Annotated in this window: 24 protein-coding genes; 5 read left to right on the top strand and 19 right to left on the bottom strand. The window is 43.2% G+C overall.

Annotation, left to right across the window (positions count from 1 at the left end; translation table 11 throughout):
• Position 1: 1 nt before the first annotated feature.
• From ACHBID_RS00660 to yycF, 8 genes are all read right to left on the bottom strand, one after another.
• A complete protein-coding gene (locus ACHBID_RS00660; RefSeq protein WP_105110799.1) occupies positions 2-382 on the bottom strand; it encodes an OsmC family protein in 381 nt (126 codons plus the stop codon).
• A 92-nt stretch (positions 383-474) separates the two neighbouring features.
• Complete coding sequence (locus ACHBID_RS00655; RefSeq protein ID WP_105160169.1) at positions 475-1,521, bottom strand: D-alanine--D-alanine ligase; 1,047 nt, start codon at positions 1,519-1,521, stop codon at positions 475-477.
• 247 nt (positions 1,522-1,768) lie between these two features.
• Positions 1,769-2,365 (bottom strand): recombination mediator RecR, encoded by a 597-nt coding sequence (recR, locus tag ACHBID_RS00650; protein WP_105110797.1) that lies wholly within the window; start codon positions 2,363-2,365, stop codon positions 1,769-1,771.
• Between the two features lie 8 nt (positions 2,366-2,373).
• Complete coding sequence (pbp2b, locus tag ACHBID_RS00645; protein WP_394734383.1) at positions 2,374-4,461, bottom strand: penicillin-binding protein PBP2B; 2,088 nt, start codon at positions 4,459-4,461, stop codon at positions 2,374-2,376.
• A 78-nt stretch (positions 4,462-4,539) separates the two neighbouring features.
• Positions 4,540-5,925, bottom strand: coding sequence for an ABC-F type ribosomal protection protein Vga(F) (vga(F), locus tag ACHBID_RS00640; protein ID WP_394731334.1), 1,386 nt, complete (start codon positions 5,923-5,925; stop codon positions 4,540-4,542).
• Positions 5,926-6,456: 531 nt separating this feature from the next.
• On the bottom strand, positions 6,457-7,260 hold the full coding sequence (locus ACHBID_RS00635; protein WP_105160167.1) for an MBL fold metallo-hydrolase: 804 nt from the start codon (positions 7,258-7,260) through the stop codon (positions 6,457-6,459).
• 6 nt (positions 7,261-7,266) lie between these two features.
• Positions 7,267-8,616 (bottom strand): cell wall metabolism sensor histidine kinase VicK, encoded by a 1,350-nt coding sequence (gene vicK / locus ACHBID_RS00630; RefSeq protein WP_105160166.1) that lies wholly within the window; start codon positions 8,614-8,616, stop codon positions 7,267-7,269.
• Positions 8,609-9,313 carry a response regulator YycF gene (gene yycF / locus ACHBID_RS00625; protein WP_105110793.1) on the bottom strand — a complete coding sequence of 235 codons (705 nt, stop codon included), beginning with the start codon at positions 9,311-9,313 and terminating at the stop codon, positions 8,609-8,611. The genes vicK and yycF overlap by 8 nt, the downstream gene beginning before the upstream one ends.
• Positions 9,314-9,504: 191 nt before the next feature.
• Here yycF and ACHBID_RS00620 point away from each other — a divergent pair, with 191 nt between their 5' ends.
• From ACHBID_RS00620 to ACHBID_RS00605, 4 genes are all read left to right on the top strand, one after another.
• Positions 9,505-10,266: an amino acid ABC transporter ATP-binding protein gene (locus ACHBID_RS00620; RefSeq protein WP_105110792.1), complete on the top strand. Its 762-nt coding sequence runs from the start codon at positions 9,505-9,507 to the stop codon at positions 10,264-10,266.
• Between the two features lie 9 nt (positions 10,267-10,275).
• A complete protein-coding gene (locus ACHBID_RS00615; protein ID WP_105160165.1) occupies positions 10,276-11,115 on the top strand; it encodes a transporter substrate-binding domain-containing protein in 840 nt (279 codons plus the stop codon).
• 309 nt (positions 11,116-11,424) lie between these two features.
• The gene (locus tag ACHBID_RS00610) at positions 11,425-12,123 is read left to right on the top strand and encodes an amino acid ABC transporter permease (RefSeq protein ID WP_105122699.1); all 699 of its coding nucleotides are present in this window, start codon (positions 11,425-11,427) and stop codon (positions 12,121-12,123) included.
• An 11-nt stretch (positions 12,124-12,134) separates the two neighbouring features.
• Complete coding sequence (locus ACHBID_RS00605; RefSeq protein WP_105160163.1) at positions 12,135-12,794, top strand: amino acid ABC transporter permease; 660 nt, start codon at positions 12,135-12,137, stop codon at positions 12,792-12,794.
• A gap of 46 nt (positions 12,795-12,840) precedes the next feature.
• On the opposite strand, the gene ACHBID_RS00600 is transcribed toward ACHBID_RS00605, so the two are convergent.
• From ACHBID_RS00600 to ACHBID_RS00590, 3 genes are all read right to left on the bottom strand, one after another.
• A complete protein-coding gene (locus tag ACHBID_RS00600; RefSeq protein ID WP_153056039.1) occupies positions 12,841-13,692 on the bottom strand; it encodes a hypothetical protein in 852 nt (283 codons plus the stop codon).
• A 176-nt stretch (positions 13,693-13,868) separates the two neighbouring features.
• Positions 13,869-14,915 carry a zinc-binding dehydrogenase gene (locus ACHBID_RS00595; RefSeq protein ID WP_394731335.1) on the bottom strand — a complete coding sequence of 349 codons (1,047 nt, stop codon included), beginning with the start codon at positions 14,913-14,915 and terminating at the stop codon, positions 13,869-13,871.
• A gap of 21 nt (positions 14,916-14,936) precedes the next feature.
• On the bottom strand, positions 14,937-15,488 hold the full coding sequence (locus tag ACHBID_RS00590) for a DapH/DapD/GlmU-related protein (protein ID WP_394719786.1): 552 nt from the start codon (positions 15,486-15,488) through the stop codon (positions 14,937-14,939).
• A 171-nt stretch (positions 15,489-15,659) separates the two neighbouring features.
• On the opposite strand from ACHBID_RS00590, the gene ACHBID_RS00585 reads away from it, so the two are divergent.
• Positions 15,660-16,535: a LysR family transcriptional regulator gene (locus ACHBID_RS00585; protein WP_105160161.1), complete on the top strand. Its 876-nt coding sequence runs from the start codon at positions 15,660-15,662 to the stop codon at positions 16,533-16,535.
• 100 nt (positions 16,536-16,635) lie between these two features.
• Here the strand turns inward: ACHBID_RS00585 and thrS are convergent, their stop codons facing one another.
• The 8 genes from thrS to ACHBID_RS00545 all read right to left on the bottom strand — a co-directional run bounded on the left by thrS (position 16,636) and on the right by ACHBID_RS00545 (position 23,811).
• Entirely contained in the window at positions 16,636-18,585 is a 1,950-nt protein-coding gene (gene thrS / locus ACHBID_RS00580) for a threonine--tRNA ligase (protein ID WP_105160177.1), read from the bottom strand.
• Between the two features lie 154 nt (positions 18,586-18,739).
• Positions 18,740-19,057 (bottom strand): MazG-like protein, encoded by a 318-nt coding sequence (locus ACHBID_RS00575; RefSeq protein WP_105128098.1) that lies wholly within the window; start codon positions 19,055-19,057, stop codon positions 18,740-18,742.
• A 258-nt stretch (positions 19,058-19,315) separates the two neighbouring features.
• The gene (locus tag ACHBID_RS00570) at positions 19,316-19,699 is read right to left on the bottom strand and encodes a hypothetical protein (protein ID WP_105160160.1); all 384 of its coding nucleotides are present in this window, start codon (positions 19,697-19,699) and stop codon (positions 19,316-19,318) included.
• 11 nt (positions 19,700-19,710) lie between these two features.
• Positions 19,711-21,024 (bottom strand): glycosyltransferase family 4 protein, encoded by a 1,314-nt coding sequence (locus ACHBID_RS00565; protein ID WP_105160159.1) that lies wholly within the window; start codon positions 21,022-21,024, stop codon positions 19,711-19,713.
• Positions 21,025-22,023 carry a glycosyltransferase family 4 protein gene (locus tag ACHBID_RS00560; protein WP_105110781.1) on the bottom strand — a complete coding sequence of 333 codons (999 nt, stop codon included), beginning with the start codon at positions 22,021-22,023 and terminating at the stop codon, positions 21,025-21,027. It lies immediately after the preceding gene.
• A gap of 238 nt (positions 22,024-22,261) precedes the next feature.
• Entirely contained in the window at positions 22,262-22,981 is a 720-nt protein-coding gene (locus ACHBID_RS00555) for a G5 domain-containing protein (RefSeq protein WP_105160158.1), read from the bottom strand.
• Between the two features lie 11 nt (positions 22,982-22,992).
• Positions 22,993-23,676: a hypothetical protein gene (locus tag ACHBID_RS00550; RefSeq protein WP_105160157.1), complete on the bottom strand. Its 684-nt coding sequence runs from the start codon at positions 23,674-23,676 to the stop codon at positions 22,993-22,995.
• Positions 23,677-23,811: a hypothetical protein gene (locus tag ACHBID_RS00545; protein ID WP_269089460.1), complete on the bottom strand. Its 135-nt coding sequence runs from the start codon at positions 23,809-23,811 to the stop codon at positions 23,677-23,679.
• Between the last annotated feature and the right edge of the window lie 27 nt (positions 23,812-23,838).

The raw sequence follows: 23,838 nt of genomic DNA, 5'->3' as shown, positions 1-23,838 counted from the left end.
TTTATTCCACACTTTCTAAGACCACAAAGCTTGTGTTGATGGTCAAGTCCTCTCTCAAAAGAACCTTGACATTGCACTTCTTGTCCACGTAGGCTAGGATAGCCGCCTGCTTTTCACTTGAGACCGCCTCAGCAATGGCGATAGTCAAGTCAAAACGGTCATTTTCTAACTGACTTTCCACCTGGACAGACATGGTTTTATTATTTTCTTGGCTGGCATAATAGCCTTGTACACACATGGTCACGCAGGCCGCTAGGGCAATATTGACCAGACTGACAGGTGTCTCGCCTTTCTCAGTCACCCCAAAGCTTGTAATAGGATTTCCGTATCCAGCCGACGTCGCTTGAAAAAGAGCATCCCCCTTGACTTTCGTTTGATACATAACTTTCCTCCATACATATACATATCATTGTAGACCATTCTGAAAGCCATTGCAAGAAAAAAGATTGGAGCATTCCAACCTTTCTCACTGCCTTAAATCAAATGGCTTTCTCGTTTGTCAAACATTTCCTTGGCTAGGCTAACCAGCTCTTCAATCAAGTCTGGATAAGCCAAGCCCATATTGTCCCAAAGCAGGGGATACATGGACCACTGGGTAAATCCTGGCATGGTATTGAGCTCATTGAGGAAAATGTCGCCTTCTTCTGTCAAGAAGAAATCACAACGGGACAGTCCGCAACCACCGATGGCACGGAAGGCCTTGGCGGCATTGTCACGCATGATATCCATGATAGACTCATCAATCTTAGCTGGGATTTCCATGGTGATTTTGTTGTCGATGTATTTGGCATCGTAGTCATAAAAAGCAACGTCTTTAACAACTTCGCCAGGAAGGGTGGTTTTCACGTCAGCATTTCCCAAAAGACCAACCTCAATCTCACGCGCGTTAACACCCTGCTCAACGAGGACACGGCTGTCGTACTTGAATGCCAGATCAAGTGCCTTACGCAAGCCAGCTAAATCCTCAGCTTTTGAGATACCGACACTTGACCCCATATTAGCTGGTTTTACAAAGACCGGATAAGTCAATTTTCCTTCAATCTCTGCAATCTTATCGTCGATATTTTCACCCTCGATAACTGCTACATAAGGTACTTGGGAGATTCCTGCTGATTCAAGAACGCGCTTGGTAGTGATTTTATCCATGGCAACGCTGGAAGACAAGATATTGGTGCCCACATACGGCATACGAAGCACTTCCAAGAAGCCTTGGATCGAGCCATCTTCCCCCATTGGTCCGTGAAGAACTGGGAAGACAACCGCATTTTCTTCATAAATGTCGCTTGGACGGATTTTTTGTTCTGCTACAATCGTGTCATTGGTCATCAATTTTTCATCCGCTGACGGCCTTGATGAAAATTCCTGAGTTTTGATAAAGTCACCTGCCTGTGTGATAAAGTAGGTCTTAACGAAAAACTTATCATAATTGATGGCCCGCATTACACTCTCAGCAGACAAAACAGACACTTCACGCTCAGCTGAACGACCACCGTAAAGCAAAACTAGCATTTCTTTTGACATAGATATTCCTTTTCTAAAACTTGATAATTCTCTACTTAATTATAACATATATAAGTTGAGAAGATAATGATTCAAGGTTCCACAAGACTTTCCGTTAACCAACTTAACAATTTTTCCAGATGACAGTCTGCGACGGTTTAAGAAGAAAAACGATTTATTTTTCTTCTTAAACCTACTAGTGCAAATTTTAGGTAGACCGCCGTAAAGCGGCTACCGTTGATTGACTAGAAACTTGAGTTTCAGTCAATCATAGCTCTGTCCTATTCTCAATGGCACGCAGGAGGGTAACTTCATCCGCGTATTCGATATCGCTTCCGACTGCCAAGCCTCTCGCCAAGCGAGTAACCTTGATTCCCGCTGGTTTGAGGACTCGTGAGATATACATGGAAGTTGCCTCCCCATCTGCTGTCGCATTGGTCGCTACAATCACCTCTGTCACCTCATTTTCCATCAGGCGGGTCAGTAGAGTTTTCAAGTTAATATCGTCTGGTCCAATGCCATTCATAGGGGAAATCAATCCTTGCAAGACATGGTAGAGACCGTGGTATTCTTGGATATTTTCCAAGGCTGTCACATCTCGACTGTCTTCTACAATTAAAATGGTCGACTGGTCACGACTGGTATCTTGACAAATGCCACAAGGATCCTGGTCTGTCAAATTACCGCAAATGGAACAATAAGCTAAATCCCTCTTGGCCGCCAGGAGATTTTTAGCAAATTCGTTAACCACATCATCTTCCATACCGATGGTATAAAAAGCCAGTCTCGTAGCTGTCTTAATACCAATACCGGGTAATTTGGAATAACTGTCAATCAATTTAGCTATGGGAGTTGGGTAGAGCATAAGCCTCCTTAATTCATTGGGTAAAGTGAATTGTATAAATTAATAATTTCTGTCACAATAGTCATGCTAGCTGTGGAATTAAAATCTGTCAGATTTGGTAGAACAACTGCTACAGCAATTTTAGGATTAGCACTTGGGGCATAAGCTACGATATTGGTATTTACAGCACTTATAACCTGACCATTTCTATCCGTCGTAAATGTCTCTGCAGTACCTGTTTTGGCACTGATAGACACAGCAGCACCATTACTGATTTGACGCCCGGTATTAAAGCTACCACTTCCATTTGCTACCTGATAAAATCCCTGTTGTAGAATAGCCAAATCCTGTTCTGAGATGGCAACTTTATTGAGTTCTGTACTTGTCTTCTTCTCAATTAACTCACCTAAACCACCTTCTGCGCTATTCCCATAAATCCCCTCCACCAAGTGAGGAGCTACTCTAGTTCCATTATTGGCGATTGTCGCTACATACTGGGCCATTTGCATCGGTGTATAGTTATCAAACTGTCCAAATGCATTCGTAATAAAGTTTGCGGTGGAATATTCTTCTGGTAAGAAACCTGTTGATTCAAGTGGTAAGTCAATTCCTGTTGGAGCACCTAATCCATATTCCGCAAAAGTAGAACGAAGTTTTGTCATAGCATTTGTTAATGCATCTCCATCATTTAAATACATATTAGGAGAATAGGTTTGTCCAAGTAAACCTAGCGCAATTTTTACCATATATGCGTTTGACGAATATTCTAATGCTTCAGTTACATCAATATTACTACCAGAAGCTCCATACCAAGAAGTAATCGGTGCTGAACCTGCAAAATAGATTGGTTCGTCTAACTGCACTTGATTGCCACTGATAACTCCATTTTCCCAACCAGATGAAATAGTTGCACCCTTGACAATAGAACCTGGAGTAAAGACGCTTGTGATAGTTCCAAGAGCATCTTCTGTAATTTCTCCCGAACCTTTTTCATGGCTATAGCCAGACATAGCGAGTACTGCGCCTGTCGATGGCTCCAAAGCTACAGCATAGACACCTTCTGAATACAAGGCACTTCCTGTACTAAGTTCACTCTCAAAATGCTTTTTCAAAATTGCATTTACCCCATCTTGGAAAGCTAAGTCAATGGTCAACTGGATATTATTTCCTTTTTGACCTTCTTGGATTGTATCGATAGACTCGACATTTCCATTTCGATTGAGCTTGACTTCCTTGAGCTCTCGTTGTCCTTGTAAGACGCCTTCGTACTGCTTTTCAAGGTAGGCAGTTCCCACACGGTCGTTCAGATAATAGCCCTTGGCCAGATAATCTTCAGCATCTTCTGCAGGGAGACCAACCTGCTCCGTCGTCACCGTTCCAATAATCGAGGAAAGCGAGGTATCTTTGACAAGACGGTCCCAATTGGTCACTGTTGTAACCCCGGGCATGTCCTGCTCATGAGAAGCAATCAAGGCAATCTGTTCTGCATTGAGGGGCTGGGTTGCTAGGCGGACGGTCTCAAAAAAGCCAGCCTTGTTCATTTGGGTAAAGAGGTAGACAACCTTCTCTTCAGCCTCCGTCAATTGTAAATCTTTGGGGTCCAAGCTTTCTACGGCATTGGCATAAATTGTTCCTTCGCTCAGGAGGTTTCCATCGATACCGAACCGCTTCTCTCTTGGGAGCTCTGCGACAACCTTTTCATAGATATCTGTATCCGCCAAGAGGTAATCTGCCTTGTCCCGCTCCGACACACGAATATCCTCAGGTAAGGACACCCAGGCTACCAATTTTTCCGCAATATCCCGAATTCCTTTGGCAGTGATTTTATTTGACCGAGTAAAGGACACCACCTGGCTTAACTTATTTTCAACAAGCGGAAGACCTTTGGCATCATAAATCTGACCGCGGACCGAGCTTCTTGACACCACTTTTTGACTGGCAGTCTCTAATTTTTGGACATAAAAATCTTTATTGATTAGCTGCATATCCACTAAACGAGCAATCAGGACTGAAAACAGGAAGACGACAATGGCAAACAGCATGTTCAACCGCCTTGGGATAATCCTATCCTCTCGCCCCACTCGCGAAGGCAATTTATTCGACACATCGGACCTCATTCTAGAAAGTTTCTACTTATTATACCACAGGCGAAAAATATTTTTGAAACCCAACTGTCGATTCAAATAATATTTTCTCTATAAACGTTGAACAAGCTGACAATTCTCAACCAACCATTTTCTGTGCACAACACTCTCAACAAACCGCTGATCATGGGAAATCAAGAGGACACTTCCCTGGTATTCCTGCAAAAATTTCTCCAGAGCTTCGATGGCTGTAATGTCCAAATAGTTTGTAGGCTCATCTACTATCAAAAAATTGGCATCCGATAACAAGACCTTGGCCAAGGAAAGCCGAACACGTTCACCACCAGACAGATTTGCTACCTTCTGCTGGGCCTTATCGTAAGAAAGTCCCAACATGCCCAATAAATTGAGAACCGTTACCTTATCTTGAAGCGATGTCGAGCTAGCATTCACAAAGGCTGTTTCTTCTTCATTGAGACTTGTCAAATCTTGGGAGAAATAAGCAATTTTTAATTTTGGATTGTAATAGCCTTCTAATTCTTTTGAAATCAATTTCCGAACAAAACTTGTTTTTCCACAGCCATTTGACCCAACCAAAGCTAGTTTATCCCCAAAAGTCATACCAAGCTGAGGAAAATCAAATAAATACTTTTCCCCAATCCACAGCTGTCCATCCTGCAAGCGAAAGAGACTGTGAAGACCAGTATCCAAGGCACCTTTCGCTTCCATCTTTACCCACGTTTCCTTTCTAGGTTGTTCAACCTTTTCCAAACGCTCCATCCGTTTTTCCAAATGCTTGGCAGTCTTGGCCATAGACTTGGCTTGACTGTCATAGGAACCCATCATGGCATTAACCTTCCACTCGGACGATGAAAAACCTTTCTTTTTCTTCCCCATCTTATGTGCCTTTGCCTGACGCTCTTGCTGGGCTTTTTTCAGTTGAGCGACTTTTTTCTGATAGGCTTCATAAGCTTCCTGCTGTCCTTCTCGGTTCGCTTTCCTACTTTGGACAAAGCAATCGTAGTCCCCAGAATAAACCTCTATCTTTCCTTCCTCTAAATGCCATATATGACTGGCTATTTGATTGAGAAAATGCCGATCATGACTGACAACCAGTAGACTGCCACGATAGCGTTTGATTTGTTTGATCAGCTTTTCCTGGTGTTCATAGTCTAGGTTAGCTGTCGGTTCATCCATAATTAACAACTGCGGTCTTTGGGCAAAAGCCTCTTGAATAGACTTCCAAACTTGTTCCCCACCTGAAAGCGAGCTCCTTTCCTGTAACTGGGGTACATAGGCCCAGTCTGTTTTTACCTCAATCTGACCAGCAAAATCCCTATCCAGTCCTAGTAAGATTTTCAAAAAAGTAGACTTGCCAACACCATTATTTCCAACCAAACCAACCTTTTGACCAGCTTGAAGGCTTAACTGCTGGATTGTAAACAAACTACGTCCCGCAAATTCCTTCTCTAATTGAATACATTTTATCATTTCCATATAGACCTCTTTTCTTCACAAAAAGGGCTTCTATTCTTCAAAAAATGACACAAGAAAAAAGCCATGCAAAACATGACCTTTCCCTATGGAAAAAGTCACACGAATAGTAAGCCCTTATGAGCAGTATTATCCCTTGTGTAGTCATTTAGTTTATCTTTTATTACTTCGACGTAAGAGGAAACATCGTTTCCTTATTTCCAACTTCAAACACTCCACTGGATTGTTTGAACTCGCTTTGCCGTACTATGTAGAAGTAACTTGCTTGGCAAGTGCTATCTCCAACCTTGTACAGTCACTCGACTGTACAAGCAGCCTGCAGCTTTTGGTGCGAACATCATTCGCTCTATTTCCGACCTCCAACAGTCTATTCCTAGACTGTTGGAGCAAGTACTAAAAGTAAACAAAAAGACTAAATTATCAAATAATTGATTTTCAACAAGTTTTAAGAACGACTAATAAGCAGCTTAATTATTCATGTAACTTCACCTCACGTATTTTATATATTTATTCTAAACAAGTTCAATGAATTTGTCAAATCTTGGTCAATGGCGTCGCTGTATCTGGCGAGGTATCATAGACCTGGAAATCCACTCCAACTCCTAAATCAGCCTGCGCCAACTGATTAACCATGGTCATGTGAGCCAATTCCTTGATATTGTTTTCCTTTGATAAATGCCCTAGGTAAATCTTTTTGGTCCGATTTCCTAGTGAGCGAATCATGGCATCCGCACCATCCTCGTTACAAAGGTGCCCCTTATCAGACAAAATCCGTTGTTTGAGGTTCCAAGAGTAAGAACCCGAACGTAAGATTTCGACATCATGATTGGATTCTATCAAATAAGCATCAGCATTGGCTACAATCCCTGCCATCCGATCGCTGACATAACCTGTATCCGTCAGCATGACAAAGGACTTGTCATCCTTCATAAAACGGTAAAATTGAGGACAGGCCGCATCGTGGCTAACACCGAAGGACTCAATATCCAGGTCACCAAAGGCCTTGGTTACCCCCAGCTCAAAAATATGCTTTTGTGCTATATCAATCTTGCCCAACTTGCTGTCCATGGCCTGCCAGGTCTGCTCATTGGCATAAATGTCCATACCGTATTTACGCGCTAAAACACCGATACCATGGATGTGATCGCTATGTTCATGCGTTACCAGGATAGCATCAATATCCTCTGGCTTGCGGTCAATTTCTGCCAAAAGGCTGGTAATCTTTTTTCCTGATAAACCAGCATCTACCAAGATCTTCTTCTTATCCGTTTCCAAATAGAAACAGTTTCCACTGGATCCCGATGCCAAAATACTGTAGTTAAATCCTTTTCCGATCATATTCTCCTATTCTTCCTCATCCGAATCATCCCACTCATCCATAGTAATATCCTTACTGTAAGGCAGAACAATCGTAAACGTTGACCCATGGCCATACTCACTCTTAGCCCAAATGAATCCCTTGTGTTGCTTGACAATTTCTTTGGCAATGGCCAAACCTAAACCAGTACCACCTTGGGCGCGTGAACGAGCCTTATCTACTCGATAGAATCGGTCGAAAATCTTTGGTAAATCAGCCTTTGGAATGCCCAAGCCCTCATCCGAAATTGAAACAATCAACTGACTATCTGTCGTTTTCATACTAAAGGTAATAGTCCCACCGTCAGGTGAATACTTGATGGCATTGTTTAAGATATTATCCAAAACTTGGGTCAGCTTATCTGTATCAATTTCGACCCAGATTGGACTTATTTGATAATCACGAACAATAGTATAAACTTTATCAGAATCAGAATGCTTCATCTGATCAAAACGGTTGAGAATAAAGGTCACAAAGGCTGTAAAGTTAATCAATTCAACATCCATTTCACCGACTTGATTATCTATCCTTGACAAACTTAACAAATCAGTAATCATCCGCATCATGCGGTTGGTCTCATCCAATGATACCTTAACAAAACTTGGTGCAACTGATTCCGTCAATGCCCCCTCATCCAGGGCTTCTAAATAGGATTTGACAGATGTCAAAGGTGTACGCAATTCATGGCTGACATTTGAGACAAAGAGTCGACGTTCCCGCTCTTCCTTGGCCTGCTCGGTCATATCATGCAAGACGACAACCAAGCCTGAAATTAGACCACTTTCGCTCCGAATGGTCGCAAAATTTGCCCGAAGTGTCAGAAATTCCTGGTTTTCATTGGTGTGCTCAAGCACAATTTCCGGTGTCTGAGCCAGCAATTCACGAAAACTGTATTCCTCCTGGAGGTCCAAAACATCCAAGATATCTGATTGCGTCGCCTCCTGTACGCTCAGACCTAATTGTTTCTGGGCCATGTCGTTAATCATAATGATGCGCCCCATTCGATCGGTTGCCACAACACCATCACTCATATAAGACAAAATGGAACTGAGGCGTGTTTTTTCCTGTTCCAAATTATCATGCGTCAGGCGAATCATTTCAGACAAATCGTTCAAGGAGTTGGTCATATCCGTAATTTCCGGACTACCTCTTAGATCCAGAACATCCGCATAATCTCCTTCCATGAGCGACTTAACACGTTCATTTAATTGTTTAATCTGCTTATTGTCCCGGTAATTCTCAATCAAGAGAACAGTAATGGCAATCACAAAGCCAATACTGATGACAATAAACCAGAATTCCGAGGTCGTTATCAGGTAACGCAGTTGATTAATCATTGGATTTTATAAAGTACCCGACGCCACGGCGGGTCAAGATGTATTCAGGGCGGCTTGGAATGTCTTCGATTTTCTCACGCAAACGACGAACCGTCACGTCGACCGTCCGGACATCACCAAAGTAATCATAGCCCCAAACTGTTTCCAGCAAGTGCTCGCGGGTCATGACTTGACCAATGTGTTGGGCCAGATGATAGAGCAGCTCGAACTCCCGGTGGGTCAATTCCAATTCCTTACCATGTTTTTTGGCAACAAAGGCATCGGGCAAAATCACCAGGTCTCCGATGACCAATTCCGCCTTGCCAGCCACAACAGGAATGGACTGGGTCTCTGTCAACTCGCTCCGGCGAAGCAGAGCCTTGACGCGGGCCTGCAATTCACGGTTAGAGAAAGGCTTGGTCACATAATCGTCCGCTCCAATTTCCAAGCCAATAACCTTGTCAAATTCGCTATCCTTGGCAGACAACATAATAATGGGCACATTGCTGGTTTTGCGAATGTTACGGGCCACTTCCAAACCATCCAACTCTGGCAACATCAAATCCAGAATGACAATGTCCGGAAACTCCGCTTCAAATACTTCTAAGGCCTCGCGACCATCAAAAGCTGTCACGACCTCATAGCCCTCACGGGTCATGTTAAATTTAATAATATCCGAGATGGGTCTCTCATCATCTACAACTAGAATTTTTTTCATATTACTTATACCTTTTATTTATTTCTTCTATTATATCATAACTTATCTGGAAAATTCATGTTTAAAATCTATCTCGCTATTTTATGTTATATTTTCTAACATATCAAAATCTTAAATTGTCAGAATATACTTGACATTTAATCTTTGCAATGATATGATGCTTAGTATCGCATTAGATAAAGGAGATTCTCATGTCATTAGTATCGTTTAAGAATGTTAATAAATATTACGGCGACTACCACGCCCTACGCAATATCAACTTAGAATTTGAACCTGGTCAGGTTGTTGTACTCCTCGGCCCTTCTGGTTCTGGAAAATCCACATTGATTCGTACCATCAATGGACTGGAGTCTGTAGAAGACGGTGAATTGGTGGTACACGGCCACACCGTATCTGGTTCATCTACCAAGGAACTAGTTGCTCTCCGCAAAGAGGTCGGCATGGTTTTCCAACATTTCAACCTCTATCCTCATAAGACAGTCCTAGAAAATGTTACCCTAGCCCCTATCAAGGTTTTGGGCATTGACAAGGCAGAAGCAGAGAAGACTGCGCAGAAATACCTAGAATTTGTAAACCTCTGGGACCGCAAGAACTCTTATCCAGCCATGCTTTCTGGTGGACAAAAGCAGCGTGTGGCTATCGCCCGTGGACTGGCTATGCACCCCGAACTCCTGCTCTTTGATGAGCCAACTTCTGCCCTTGACCCTGAAACCATCGGTGATGTTCTTGCAGTTATGCAAAAATTGGCCCGCGACGGCATGAACATGATTGTTGTAACCCATGAAATGGGCTTTGCCCGTGAGGTGGCTGATCGTATCATCTTCATGGCAGAGGGCGAGGTTTTGGTGGATACGACCGACGTCAATGGCTTCTTCGACAATCCAACAGAACCACGCGCCAAGCAGTTCCTCAGCAAGATTATCAACCACGAATCAGATAAGGTTAAGATCTAGGAGGTGCCTATGGATACAAAGAAAATCAATTTATTTTTCGCCATTCGGATGCTCTTGATTGGTGTGGTCCTCCTCTTTGCTTTCAGTCAAACCAAGGTGCAGACTGAAACTCCTGCTCAAGCTGTCAGCAGCGACCAGGTCCAGGCTATCATTGACCGTGGTGTTCTCCGTGTCGGCGTCAAACAAGACGTACCAAACTTTGGTTTTAAAAATCCAGACACTGGCGAATTTGAAGGAATGGAAATTGACATTGCCCGCAAAATTGCACAAGAACTGGGCGTAGATATCGAATTTACACCAGTTACAGCACAGACCCGTGGTCCACTTCTAGACAACGAGCAGGTCGACATGGTCATCGCGACTTTCACCATCACGGAAGAACGCAAACTCCTCTATAACTTTACCAGCCCTTACTATACAGACGCTGTCGGCTTCCTGGTTAATAAGGATTCTGGTATCAAGACCTTCAAGGATTTGGACGGCAAGAACATCGGGGTTGCCCAAGGCTCTATCACACGAAAACTAATTTCTGATTTAGCTGATAAGCACGGCATTTCCGTAACCTTCGCAGAATTGGGTTCCTATCCTGAACTCTCTGTTTCTCTCCGTGCCCATCGCACAGATGCCTTCTCAGTAGACCAGTCTATCCTGTCAGGCTATATCAGTTCCCAGTCTGAGCTCATGGACTTCAGCTTCTCAGCGTCAGACTACGGCATTGTGACTAAATTATCCAATAAAGACCTTAATGATTACTTAAACGGTCTCATCGAAACATGGACAGCGGATGGCAGTCTACAGGCCATCTACGATGCCAACGGACTCAAACCTGTCACTGAAACAGATGAATAGGGAGCGGGAAAGAACTCGACTAAGGAAAAGAGGATTCGTCTGAACTCTCGAGTTTCTGGGTTCAGGCTAAAACGGACTATTCCCAGACCGTTTTACTCCCTCCCCCGCACAGCTCCAAGGTTCGGGGAACCTTTGGAGGTTGGAAATTGAACGAACACAGTTCATATCATTCGTTAGGGCTGGTTCGGAGCGTAAAACGCGAACGAAACTGCCAATCAACCACTGCGCTGAGATGTTGACTCGAACCACAGTAAGTGAGCCGAGACTCACATCCAACCACCTACTACTACACACTAGAAAGGAACGGTTATGTTTGTTTTTGCAACTAGCCCCTATGCTTGGGAAAACTGGCTGAGCTACTTCAATGATTTTCCAGTCTTTTTCCAAGGCTTCCTCTTTACCCTAGCTATTTCTATCGGTGCCTTTATCACGGCCATGCTGCTAGGAATTCTCTTCGGTAGCCTATCATCCAGCAAGAAAAAATCACTCAAATTGTTGGCCCGTATTTATGTTGAATACTACCAAAACACACCACTCTTGGTGCAATTCATGATTGTCTATTACGGTCTGCCCTTGATTTCCAACTATGTGCTCATGCCATCTATCTATTGGACAGCGGTTATCTGTGTCGGGCTTTACCACGGTGCCTATATTGCCGAAGTTATCCGTGCAGGTATCGAGGCAGTACCGACTGGTCAGACTGAGGCTGCCCTATCTCAAGGCTTTACTGCCAGCGAGACTATGCGCATCATCATCTTGCCACAGGCTATCCCAACCATTCTTCCACCATTAACCAACCAAGTGGTTAACTTGATTAAAAATACGGCCACGGTCGCTATTATCTCTGGTGCAGACATCATGTTCATGACCAAGTCCTGGTCTGCCATGAATGCCAACTACATTCCAGCCTTTGCAGGCGCGGCCTTTCTCTACTTTATCATGTGTTTCCCAGTTGCTAGCTGGGGACGCCGGATTGAAGAGAAAAACAAGGCTGCCTTCAGTCATTAAGGAGGTCTATGATGAATACTATTTCAGAACTTCTCAAACCATCGACCTTCCAATTGCTCTGGTCTGGTTTGCAGCTAACTCTCTACATTTCAAGCATCTCTGTGGTCCTATCTGTCCTCTTCGGAATGATTTTGGCCATCATGCGAAATGGAAAAAATCCACTCTTCAAGTGGATTGCAACAATCTATATCGAATTTGTCCGTAACGTACCCAACCTGCTCTGGATTTTCACTGTTTTCTTGGTATTTCAGATGAAATCAACGCCAGCTGGTATTACAGCCTTTACCATTTTCACGACCGCTGCTATGGCAGAAATCATCCGCGGTGGTCTCAATGCCATTGGTCCAGGTCAAACAGAGGCTGGTCTGGCGCAAGGATTCACACCTGTCCAGATTATAATTTATATCATCATGCCACAGGCTATTCGCAAGATGTTGCCAGCCATCATTTCACAAATCGTAACGGTCATCAAGGACACCAGTTTCCTCTATTCCGTTATTGCCCTCCAGGAACTCTTTGGTTCCAGCCAAATCCTCATGGGACGCTACTTTGAGGCCGAGCAGGTCTTTGCTCTCTATCTCATGGTTGCCCTCATCTACTTCCTCATCAACTTCGCCATTTCCAGCCTATCACGCTACGTAGCTAAGTCTTGGGCAAGCAGTATTGAATAAACGTTCCTCCCAGCCAGATGGTTGGGATTTTTTGTGTTTGTTACAACTATTTTAAGAATGAATGATGATGATCTTTTACCTTGATTGTTACGAAAAAACTTGTCGACTGCACTCCAGGTCTACGAAAACCAATTCTATAGGTTCCGTCTTCCACATTAGAATAGTCAAATGTTTCGACTTTCTGTTTTAAATCAGCTAGTAATTTATCTTCCTCTACTAAGTCGTTTTCTAAACCAAGGTCCTTCTTATTAAAAAATTCAACTTCGATTACCGCCATTTCTTCCTCCATGAGCCAGTCTAAATTAATATCATAAAAACCTGCAAAAGCCCGACCATTATAGCGATTTTCCTCTACCTTTTCATAAAACTTTATCAGTTTTTCATCCTGAGTTTCAAGCCTACCATCCACTTCAAACAAAGTGAAATCTTTTTCTTCCATCAATTTAAATATCTGCTGTGCCTGATTCAGTAAATATTTACCTCTCGGCTGATGCCACATAGCTTGGTCAACGATACCATCAAATTGATACAACATTCCACTTGGACTATCATCAAAATAGGCCGTCATATTTAGTAGTCCGTTTAATGCCTCCTGTCCTTCAATTCGGTTATTGACCAAAGTATCAGAGGATTGAAGTGTAATTGACTGACCATCTATAACCTCAGTATAATCATACTCTAAAACATCCCATGGGTTACCAATGGCAATAGGACGAAATTTTGTCAACTCCACCTTACCAGTGAAACCATATGACTCCATACCCTGTTCTAGCATCATCTGATACGATATCAATTCCTCTCGACTAGCCACTTTGGGACTAAAGAGCAGCAATAGACAAAGCAACAAAATGCCAAAGAAACCAATAATTCCTAATAAAAGACCTACAATAAACTTCATTATCCTTTTCATTTAAGCACCTCTTTCCTTGACTATTATACCAAAAAAGAAGTCCTTTCGGACTTCGCTGATTTACAAAATCATTCTGCTAGTTGATAGAAAGTGACTATGTTAAAGGACAAAATAGTGCTGATAATATTCCAGATTTCTGAGCGAATGAATTTATGAGATTACGGTTACTCAGAAACAATCAACATAGATTTAATCACTTTACGGTCCGCCATATCTTGATAGGCTTGGTTAATTTCACTGAAATCATAGGTATTTGTGAAAACTTTACCAGGGTTAATCCTTCCATCCAAGACGGCTTCGAGTAATTCATTTTTGACATAGGTAGTGACCGATGCTGAACCACCGCCGAAGGAAATATTCTGTGCAAACGTCGAGCCAATCGGACGGTTATTGTAGTGAGGGATACCAACATAGCCGATACGACCGCCATTATGAAGGACCCCCAGTGCCTGTTCAATAGAAGATTCTGTACCAACGCACTCAAGGGCAGCATCCGCTCCTCCACCTAAAATTTCACGCACCTTTGCAATACCTTCCTCACCACGTTCAGCAACAACAGCAGTTGCACCCAGTTGAAGGGCTAATTTCTGACGATCTTCATAACGGCTCATCATAATGATTTGAGACGCACCTCGCATTTTAGCAGCAATAACGGCACATTGACCGACAGCGCCATCTCCAATCACAACGACCTTGTCGCCTTGTTTCACTTGTGCTACCCTCGCAGCATGATATCCTGTAGGCATGACATCTGCCAAGGCCAGTAAAGACTTCAGCAGATCTTCTGAGTAATCAGATGGCTGACCAGGTACTTTAATCAGTGCCCAGTTCGCATAGTGAAAACGTAGGTATTCTGCCTGGTAACCGTTTCCCCAGTTGGTCGGAGCTACATGATTATCACAAGTGCCGTCAAATCCAGCACGGCAGGCATCGCATTCACCACAACCATGCGTAAAGGGTACAATGACAAAATCTCCGGGATGAATATCTGTCACTTCGGGACCAACTTCTTCAACAATACCAAGTGCCTCGTGTCCAGAATTGACAGAATGACCTTCTTTACCATCCCCATGTGAGTATGACCAGAGGTCCGAACCACAAACACAGGCACGGACAATTTTTAAAATGGCGTCATCCGGTGCTTGAATCGTCGGTTTATTAACCTCTTCGATAATCATTGACCCAGCTTTTTCAAAAATAGCGGTTTTCAATTTAATATTTCCTTCCAAAAATTAATGATTTGTATTTATAATTTTAGCAGGTACACCTGCAACAGTTGTATTATCAGGTACATCCTTTGTCACAACACTTCCAGCACCTACTATAGCATTTTCACCAACCGTCACCCCTGGTAATATAGTTGCTCCCGCACCAATCCAAGCATTGTTCTTAATATGGACGGATTTCAAAATTAAGCCCCGTCGCTGTGATGATTCTTGAGGGTGATTAACTGAGATAATCATAGCACGAGGACCAATCAAGACCTTGTCCTCAATAACAATCCCACCTAAATCTGTCATCATCACATCCGTATTGATAAAAACTTCCTTACCGATGGAAATATGGCGTCCGAAATCCGTTCGGAAAGGCAATGCAATTGACGTTGTATCATCCAACTTCTTACACATGATTTTTTCCAACAAGTCACGCTTACTCGCTTCGCTTTGGACTTCTGTATTCAATTTTTCTATAAGCGGTAAGGTTTCAGCAGTAATTTCGTGAATAAGTTCATAAACAATGTCTCCTTTTTTAATGATTTCTCCTGTTTCAATAAACGATTTAATTTCTTGATGCATACTTCATACCTTATTTTAGTTACTGTTTCCTTTCCTGTTTTCTTTAGATATTTTATTACAAACACAACCCATAATCAAATACTTGTTTTGTGTTCTATGTATGCCTATGAGGCATATGTTGTGGTATAATAATTCTAAAAAAAACACTAGGAGATAGTAATGGATATCCGTGTTCTTAATTACTTTGTCACAATCGTACAAACCAAATCTATATCTAATGCCGCCAAGGCCTTGCATATCACACAGCCAACCCTTTCTCGACAAATTCGAGACTTGGAAACAGAATTAGAAACTCAGCTTTTCGATCGTGGTAGCCGAGAAATTCAGATAACCGAAGACGGGCGTTACCTTTACAATCGCGCCATAGAAATTCTATCCTTAGTCAATAAAACAGAAAATAACATCCGTAGAAACGATGGTATTTCGGGTGAACTTAGTATTGGAGCCGCGGAAAGTCAATCTCTGGATATCATGGCACGAGCCGTTAAAAAATTGACCACTACCTATCCAGAAGTTAAAGTACACATTCTTAGTGGTAACGCTGACTATGTACAAGAGTATTTAGACCAAGGCAATATTGATATCGGTATAACCTTTGGTTCTTTTGATGAAAGTAAATATAATCACTTACCTCTTCCAAATAGAGATTCTTGGGGGATACTTGTTCCAAAAAATCATCCCTTAGCCACTCTTCAGACCCCAAAACTTCATGATGTAATCAAATATCCACTGATAGTATCTGCTCAGCCCAACATCACCTTTGAAGAACTAGATAAAGTTGGTGATTATCACATTGTTGCAACTTATAATCTTCTATATAATGCTGCCCTTCTTGTCAAAGCAGGTGTTGGTGTTGCACTTTGCTTGAACGGCATTGTCCTGACTGATGAATATAGCCAACTAAAATTTATAAAATTACAAGAAGGTAACCATGACCCTCTACAAGTTCTCTGGAAAAAACAAAACAATCAATCCCGGGTCGCCAATAAGTTTTTAAAAATTTTAAAAGAAATTTCTGAATCGAATGTCCAGTAAAATGACAATCAGCTTTCTAAAGAAATCTAGTCTATTCTATTTTGACAACTTGGGATTTTTTTCTGCCAAAAAAGAAGCCCTTTCGGACTTCTTACTTTATTTATTCAGCATCAGCTGGACGTGACTTGCGGGCAATATCTGCTAGGATATGGTCCACAAATTCTGATACAGACTGAGTTTGCGTTGCCTTGCTTCCGTAGCGACGGACGTTGACAGCATTGTCTTCCATTTCCTTATCACCGACGATGAGCTGGTATGGAATCTTGCTGGTCTGGCTCTGACGGATCTTGTATTGCATCTTCTCGTTACGCTCATCTACGTGTACGCGAACGCCACGGTCTTGCAATTCTTTGGCAACCTTCCAAGCGTAGTCCAAGTGAGCTTCCACAGAGATTGGAATCATGGTCACTTGGGTTGGAGCCAACCAGGTTGGGAAGGCACCCTTATAGGTTTCAATCAAGATAGCTGTGAAGCGTTCCATGGTCGAGATAACACCACGGTGAATCATGACTGGGCGGTGCTCCTCGCCGTCAGCACCAATGTAGGTCAAGCCAAAACGTTCTGGCAAGAGGAAGTCCAACTGAATGGTTGACAGGGTCTCTTCGTTACCAAGGGCAGTCTTGACTTGGATATCCAATTTCGGACCGTAGAAAGCCGCTTCACCCTCAGCTTCGAAGTAGTCCACGCCCATTTCATCCATAGCGCCCTTCAACATACGCTGGGCATTTTCCCACATCTCATCATTGTCATAGTACTTCTCTTTGTCCTCTGGGTCACGATAAGAGAGGCGGAAACGATAGTCATTTAGGTTGAAATCTGCGTACACATCGATAATCAACTGGAGAGCTTTTTTGAACTCTTCTTGGATTTGTTCAGGTGTCACAAAGATATGACCGTCGTTGAGCGTCATCTCACGTACACGCTGCAAACCAGTCAATGCACCTGATTTCTCATAGCGGTGCATCATACCAAGCTCAGCGATACGCACTGGCAACTCACGGTAAGAACGCACATGGTTTTTGTAAACTTGAATGTGGTGCGGACAGTTCATCGGACGAAGAACAAACTCTTCACCGTCACCCATGTCCATAGTTGGAAACATATCTTCTGAATAATGCTCCCAGTGACCCGAAGTCTTGTAGAGTTCGACAGAAGCCAAAGGTGGCGTATAAACGTGCTGGTAACCTGAAGCCAGTTCCTTGTCTGTGATGTAACGTTCCAAGGTACGACGGATAGTTGCACCATTTGGCAACCAGAATGGCAAACCTTGACCAACTTCTTGGCTGATCATGAAGAGATCCAATTCCTTACCAAGTTTACGGTGGTCACGCTCTTTGGCTTCCTCACGCATTTGAAGGTAAGCCTTGAGGTCTTTCTTGTCAAACCAAGCTGTACCATAGACCCGTTGCATCATTGGATTTTCACTCTTACCACGCCAGTAAGCACCTGCCACATTGAGCAATTCAAAAATCTGGATACGACCTGTTGACGGAACGTGTGGGCCACGGCAAAGGTCAACGTATTCGCCCTGTGTATAAATGGTCAAACCGCCTTCGTCATCAGAATGTTCCTGAATCAATTCCAACTTGTAGGGATCATTTTTGAAAATCTCAAGAGCTTCTTCCTTAGTTACCTCGCGACGTTCTGAAGGGAAGTTTTCCTTGACAATCTTCATCATTTCTTCCTGAATGCGCGGCAGGTCTTCATTTGAAATCTGACCAGCCGCATTGTCCGTGTCATAGTAGAAACCGTCTTGAATAGCTGGACCAACACCCAACTTAATGTCTGGGAAAAGGCGACGAGCCGCTTGGGCAAACAAGTGGGCAGCTGAGTGACGCAAGATGTCCAAGGCATCTTCATGGTCAGGTGTTACGATTTCAAGCGTGCCGTCCTCTTCAATGGCACGAGTAGTATCAATCAATTTACCATTGAACTTACCAGCAAGTGCCTTTTTCGCCAAAGACTTGCTGATGCTCTCCGCAATTTCAAAAGTTGTCACGCCAGCTTGGTACTCACGAACAGCACCATCTGGGAAAGTAATTTTAATCATAATATAAGATATAAAGGGCGTTAAGCGGACACAGACAAAATAGGAAACAGAACGACGACGCAAGCGTCTAGTTCTCGTTTATCTTTTTGGCCCAGTCCGTAGCCCGTATTCAGTTCAACCAAATACGGAGACCCTAGTCCTTTCTATTTTTTATTTATTTTTTAATCCCTAGTAGCTCTTCTTTTTGAGCTAAAAAGGTTTCCATTTCTTTTTGAATATCAATATCCAGGCGGTCAGCTAATTCGATTAACCACCAGATATTTTCAGCCATTTTATGCTCCAAGGTATAGGGTGTTTCATCATAGTAACGACCCTGCTTGGTCATAATCAGGCGGTTCATGTTGCCAATATCATTGGTCAAGGCCAAGAGGTCCTCTTCAATAGACCATTCTTTGTCATGGTGCTTGAGTTCCAACTCTCTATAGGCTCTTCGCACATCTTGGCACCGTTTTAATAAGTCATCAGGTAGCATAACTACTCCTCCAAAAGAAAATACGACATCCTCACAAAAGGACGTCGTAACGTGGTTCCACCTTCATTCATCACCAGCTCAAAAAAACTGATGACCTCAGAATGGCGATAAGGGAACCACCCTTTTATGTTTGCATAAAATCATACCGAGTAGTGTCCATCCTATCCTCTATGCGCTCACAGCAACCGCGCACTCTCTCAAAGATTTCCTAGAATGGATAAGTCTCTAACAGTTATTATAGCAGGATTTTCGGATTTTTCAAGGATTTTTGCGAGAATTTCTAGATTTTCCAATTCCAAGCATCTTCCTCATCAAAACCCCTACTCCTGCTCCGAGAAAGCCTACAAGAATGTAAGGAATAACGTAGATTTCTGAGCCCTCTGCATTTGGAAAAATCAGGGTATCGACTGGCAGATAAAGCAAGCCTTGTAGCAGTGGAAACCACCAGGAAAAGCCATGTTTGACAGTATAAATGATTGAAATCAGTAAAATCAAGATTGGTTGATAGACTAAAATCAAGTTAATCAACAATCCCTTGATGGTCAAGTCATCCAGCGGAGAATACATAATCAGCACCGGCACCAGATAATAGACCAGTAAAGTAGGCAAGATGTACCAAAAGATTTTTCCTGAATTCTTCATTTTCATCCCTCCTAATCAAAGAAATTACGAACGGACTTGACCTGGGCAACTGATTTTCTGAGAATGCGAGCTGTGGTGTCGGTTGATTTGACAACGACCTTGGCTGGTAAGGTAACTGCTCCCTTGAGCAATACTTCTGCCACACTGTCTTGATTGGTGTGTTCCTTCTGGAAATCATGGGAAATTTTCAAATCCAGGTAATACTCAAAAACTCGGTGACCGAAATTCTTGGCGGAAATTTCATAGAGCTTTTTCTCCAGCAAGTAGGCATTCATGCTTGGCGTCGCCAAAATCGCATCAATGACCACATCTGCTATGTCCTTTTCCCGCTTAAAGAGGGTTCCAAACATCTTGTCCGTCACCAAATTATCCAAATAAGGATTCGAATGGGCTAGGATTGGAGTGCCTGATGCCAGGCTTTCCAAGAAGGTCAGACCCTGGGTTTCACTGGTAGATGCCGAGATAAAGAAATCAGCCGCTTTATAGTATAGAGCAGTATCGCTCGGCGCAATCATGCCCGTCATCTGAATATGACTGGCCAGCTGCATGCGGTCAATCATCTCCTGCAACTCTCCCGCATAAGGTCCACCACCAACGATAACCAGCTTGACCTTGGGATTTTCAGCCAAAATAGCCGGCATGGCCTTGACAAGGGCCTGAATATTTTTTTCATTGGAGATACGAGACAGGCTGAGCAGCATAGTTTCATCCTTAGCAATCCCCAGTTGCTGCCTCAGTTCATCAATATCCTCTTGGCAAATCTCAGGTCGGTCAAACTTGGCCAAATCAATTCCTGTCGGTATGACCCTTTTGGAAATAGGAACCTGATACTTATTCAGCAAATCTTCTACAATCTCGCTGGGACAGATAATCCCATCAAGGTCACGGAAGAAGGGTTTGAGGATATACTTGACCATGCTAGGGCGAATAATTTTCCCCTTGGCAATATAGTGGACGTAGTCCTCATACTGGGTATGGTAGGTATGAATAACTGGAATCCCCAATTCCTTAGCAATCAATTTCCCCAAAATCCCCAGAGAAAACTCCGTATGGGTATGAATAATATCCAGCTTGTAACGGCTGGCAATTTTCAAGGCATCCACAAAGCCAGCATAGGCCACTCGACGGTCCTTAAAGGCAAAGAAGGGCACACTAGGAATGCGGATAATATCCCAATCCTCATAGCGGTTGACACCCTCATCAGTGGTCGTAAAAATAAATACTGCATGACCTAGTTTTTCCAGCTCCGTTTTCAGGGTCCGAATAGACGTCGCAACCCCCGAAACCTGCGGAAAATAGGTATCTGTAAACAATCCAATACGCATTTACAACTCCATGACTTGGCGATAGGCTTCTACTAGCTGGTGGGCTACATTGTCCATCGAGCGACTAACTGCCACCTGATAACCTGCCTCGCGCTTGTCTACTTTTTTATCTAAGATATTTTGAATGGATTGGACAAAATCATCGACAGTCTTGCCCAATTCAGCACTTGTTTCATCAATCCAGCCTTCATAAACTGGAATATCTCTCAGCACAACATGCTGGTGGCTGGCTAGAGCTTCCAAGACGACAATCCCTTCCGTCTCTTCATAGGATGGGAAGAAAAAGGCATCCGCTCCGCTCATTGCCCCCTGAAAAACAGCCCCCTTGAAGTAACCAGGAAACTCGACATTAGGCGGATGAGCTCCTTCTACAATTTTCCGGATATAGGATGGAATCATCCATTTATTGATAGAGCCTAGCCAAATGAAGCGCACATGGGGCAGCTTTTCAGCCACCTTGACAAAATCCTCTATGCCCTTGCGGCGGAAATAAAGCCCGGCACAGACCACGACTGGTTGTCCCTCTTTAATACCGAAATAATCCCGAAAAACAGCCTCTTTGCGAGCATCTTTCTTGTACTTGTCCAAATCAATCCCATTGGACACGGCAACGATTGGAGTTGTCACCCCATAGGATTGGATGAGCTGCTTAGAATACTCTGACGGGGTAATAATAAAATCTGCTTTTTGGTACATGCTGGCCAGATATTTTCCCACAAATGGCGCCAGGCGATTGGATCCGATAAAGGAATTTTGAAAATCTTCCTTGGTCGAATGCCCGTGCAAGATGACCTTCTTTCCATGGCGTTTGGCAGCGTGCAGAAGCAACCAGGAACGTGGCCCATAGGTATTGATATGAATGACATCATAATGCCCTAAAAGGTCCGTCGTATAGGGAATTCCAGCCATGTCCAGGGCTTCCATTTGATGGTGGAGGGCCCGACCAATCCCTGATTTTTCCAGAACTGTCTTGCCTTCCAAATAGAGTAAAACTTTCATGATTCTATTATAGTTGATTTAAAAGAAAAAATATAGCGGAAACATGAAAAATCCAAGAAGACAAGGCTTAGCTTTATTCAACCTTCTACACTGATAATAAATCGAGGAGCAGAAAACCAAAAAGAAGCTGACACAAGGTCAACTTCCCATCATAATAAATATATATTTTAGCCAAGTTCAGCTTTTTTTCTTTTCACTAAACCAAATCCAAGCATTCCCACTACAAGTCCAAGAGATGTCAAAGCATCTTCTTGTCCAGTAATCGGCAATGTTTTAGCAGTTTGTCCTGAGGATTGATTGCTAGCAGATTGTTCAGTGTTACCAGTTCCTTGTGATACGCCTCTGCTGAACCGCCAGCTGCAGCACCACCACCAACTAGATGCGAAATTGTTGGAGTAACTGTTGTTTCTTGCAAGATTTCAGTAGGTAAAATGTGACCCTGACTTAGAATGGCTGTAATGTCAAGCTCTGGTAATTCATGTGTAACGCTGTCGCCTTTTGCTGTGATAATTGAATCCACAACTGATGTTTCTACCTGAGGTTCCTCAACCGGAGCTACAACTATTAGCTCGTCAACCAAAATTGTACCCTGTGGCTCATCAATTGGCGCTACAACAACTGGCTCGTCGGCTGGTGTTATAACGGCTGGTTCGTCAACTGGCGTGTCTACCTGAGGTTCCTCAACCGGAGCTTCTACCTGTGGTTCGTCGACTGGGGTGACAACTGCTGGTTCATCAACTGGGGGCTCTTCGACTGGCACCGGTTGACTGCCGATAATGATAACTTTAGCAATTGGTTCGATAATTGTAGTTGTACTTGTCGCTGTTACTTCGCCAGTGACTGCGTCAATTTTATAAGTTGTGGTTGTCGTCTCACTGCCGTCAACACCACCAGTCTCACTATAGTAGCCCACAGGTTTAGTAGAATCTGACTCATAGCGAGTACCATACTCAATCATCACTGTCTCAACTACCGGCTGTGTACCTTTGGTAATGACTTTCTCTTCTGGTGCAACAATGACTGGAGTTCCATCGGTTGGAATGCTTGCTCACTTGAAAAATTATTGATCTGTACCGTCTCTTCCGAATAAGCATCTACAACGTGACCGAGCTCGTGAGCCATGACATAGGTTTCCCAGGTAAATTGACCTTTCTCCACATCGATAACACCACCTTTGAAACCGGCATTATTCATATTGTTAATGGCATCATATCCAAGGGTATTTCCACCAAAGCCATAGGGGTCTTCATAAATTTTGATAAGACCGTATTGTGATTTGGCGGCGTCTGGCATGGCCTGGTAGAAATTATAGAAATTGTCAAAAGTACTATTTTTAACTGTGAAGTTGCCATAAATCTTGATCAAATCTTCCTTAGTGACCAAATCGCTACGGTTCATGTAGACATTATAGCGGTTTGTCAAACTAGCAAAGAGGTCTTTGACGCGATTTAAAGTTGCATCAGAGGCAGTTGTACTACCGATTTTTGCGTAAATTGCCTCACTTCTGAGCATGATAGCCTTGGCTTCCGCATACATACAGGCCGGGATAACTGTGCCAAAAGTGTAGCGGTCACTCGGGCTAATCGCTCCCAAGACGGACGCTCGGTTAGACATGGTCACCAATTCCTGCATGGCCAGTTTTTGCTGGTCCAATCAACCTTGGTCGTTTCTATTGAATACAGCCATTTGTGGATTTTCCGCACGAGAATAGGTACTAGTACGAGCGTAACGCGTCGTACCAACCATCGGTGAACCACGGTCAGAAATGGTCAAATTTCTTACAGTCATATTTATCAGAATATCCCCGTAACCATT

The sequence above is a fragment of the Streptococcus sp. A25 genome (assembly GCF_043674095.1).
GTDB lineage: Bacteria > Bacillota > Bacilli > Lactobacillales > Streptococcaceae > Streptococcus > Streptococcus suis_V.
The sequence above is the reverse complement of the archived record's forward strand: the minus strand, read 5'-3'. Positions and strand labels throughout refer to the sequence as shown.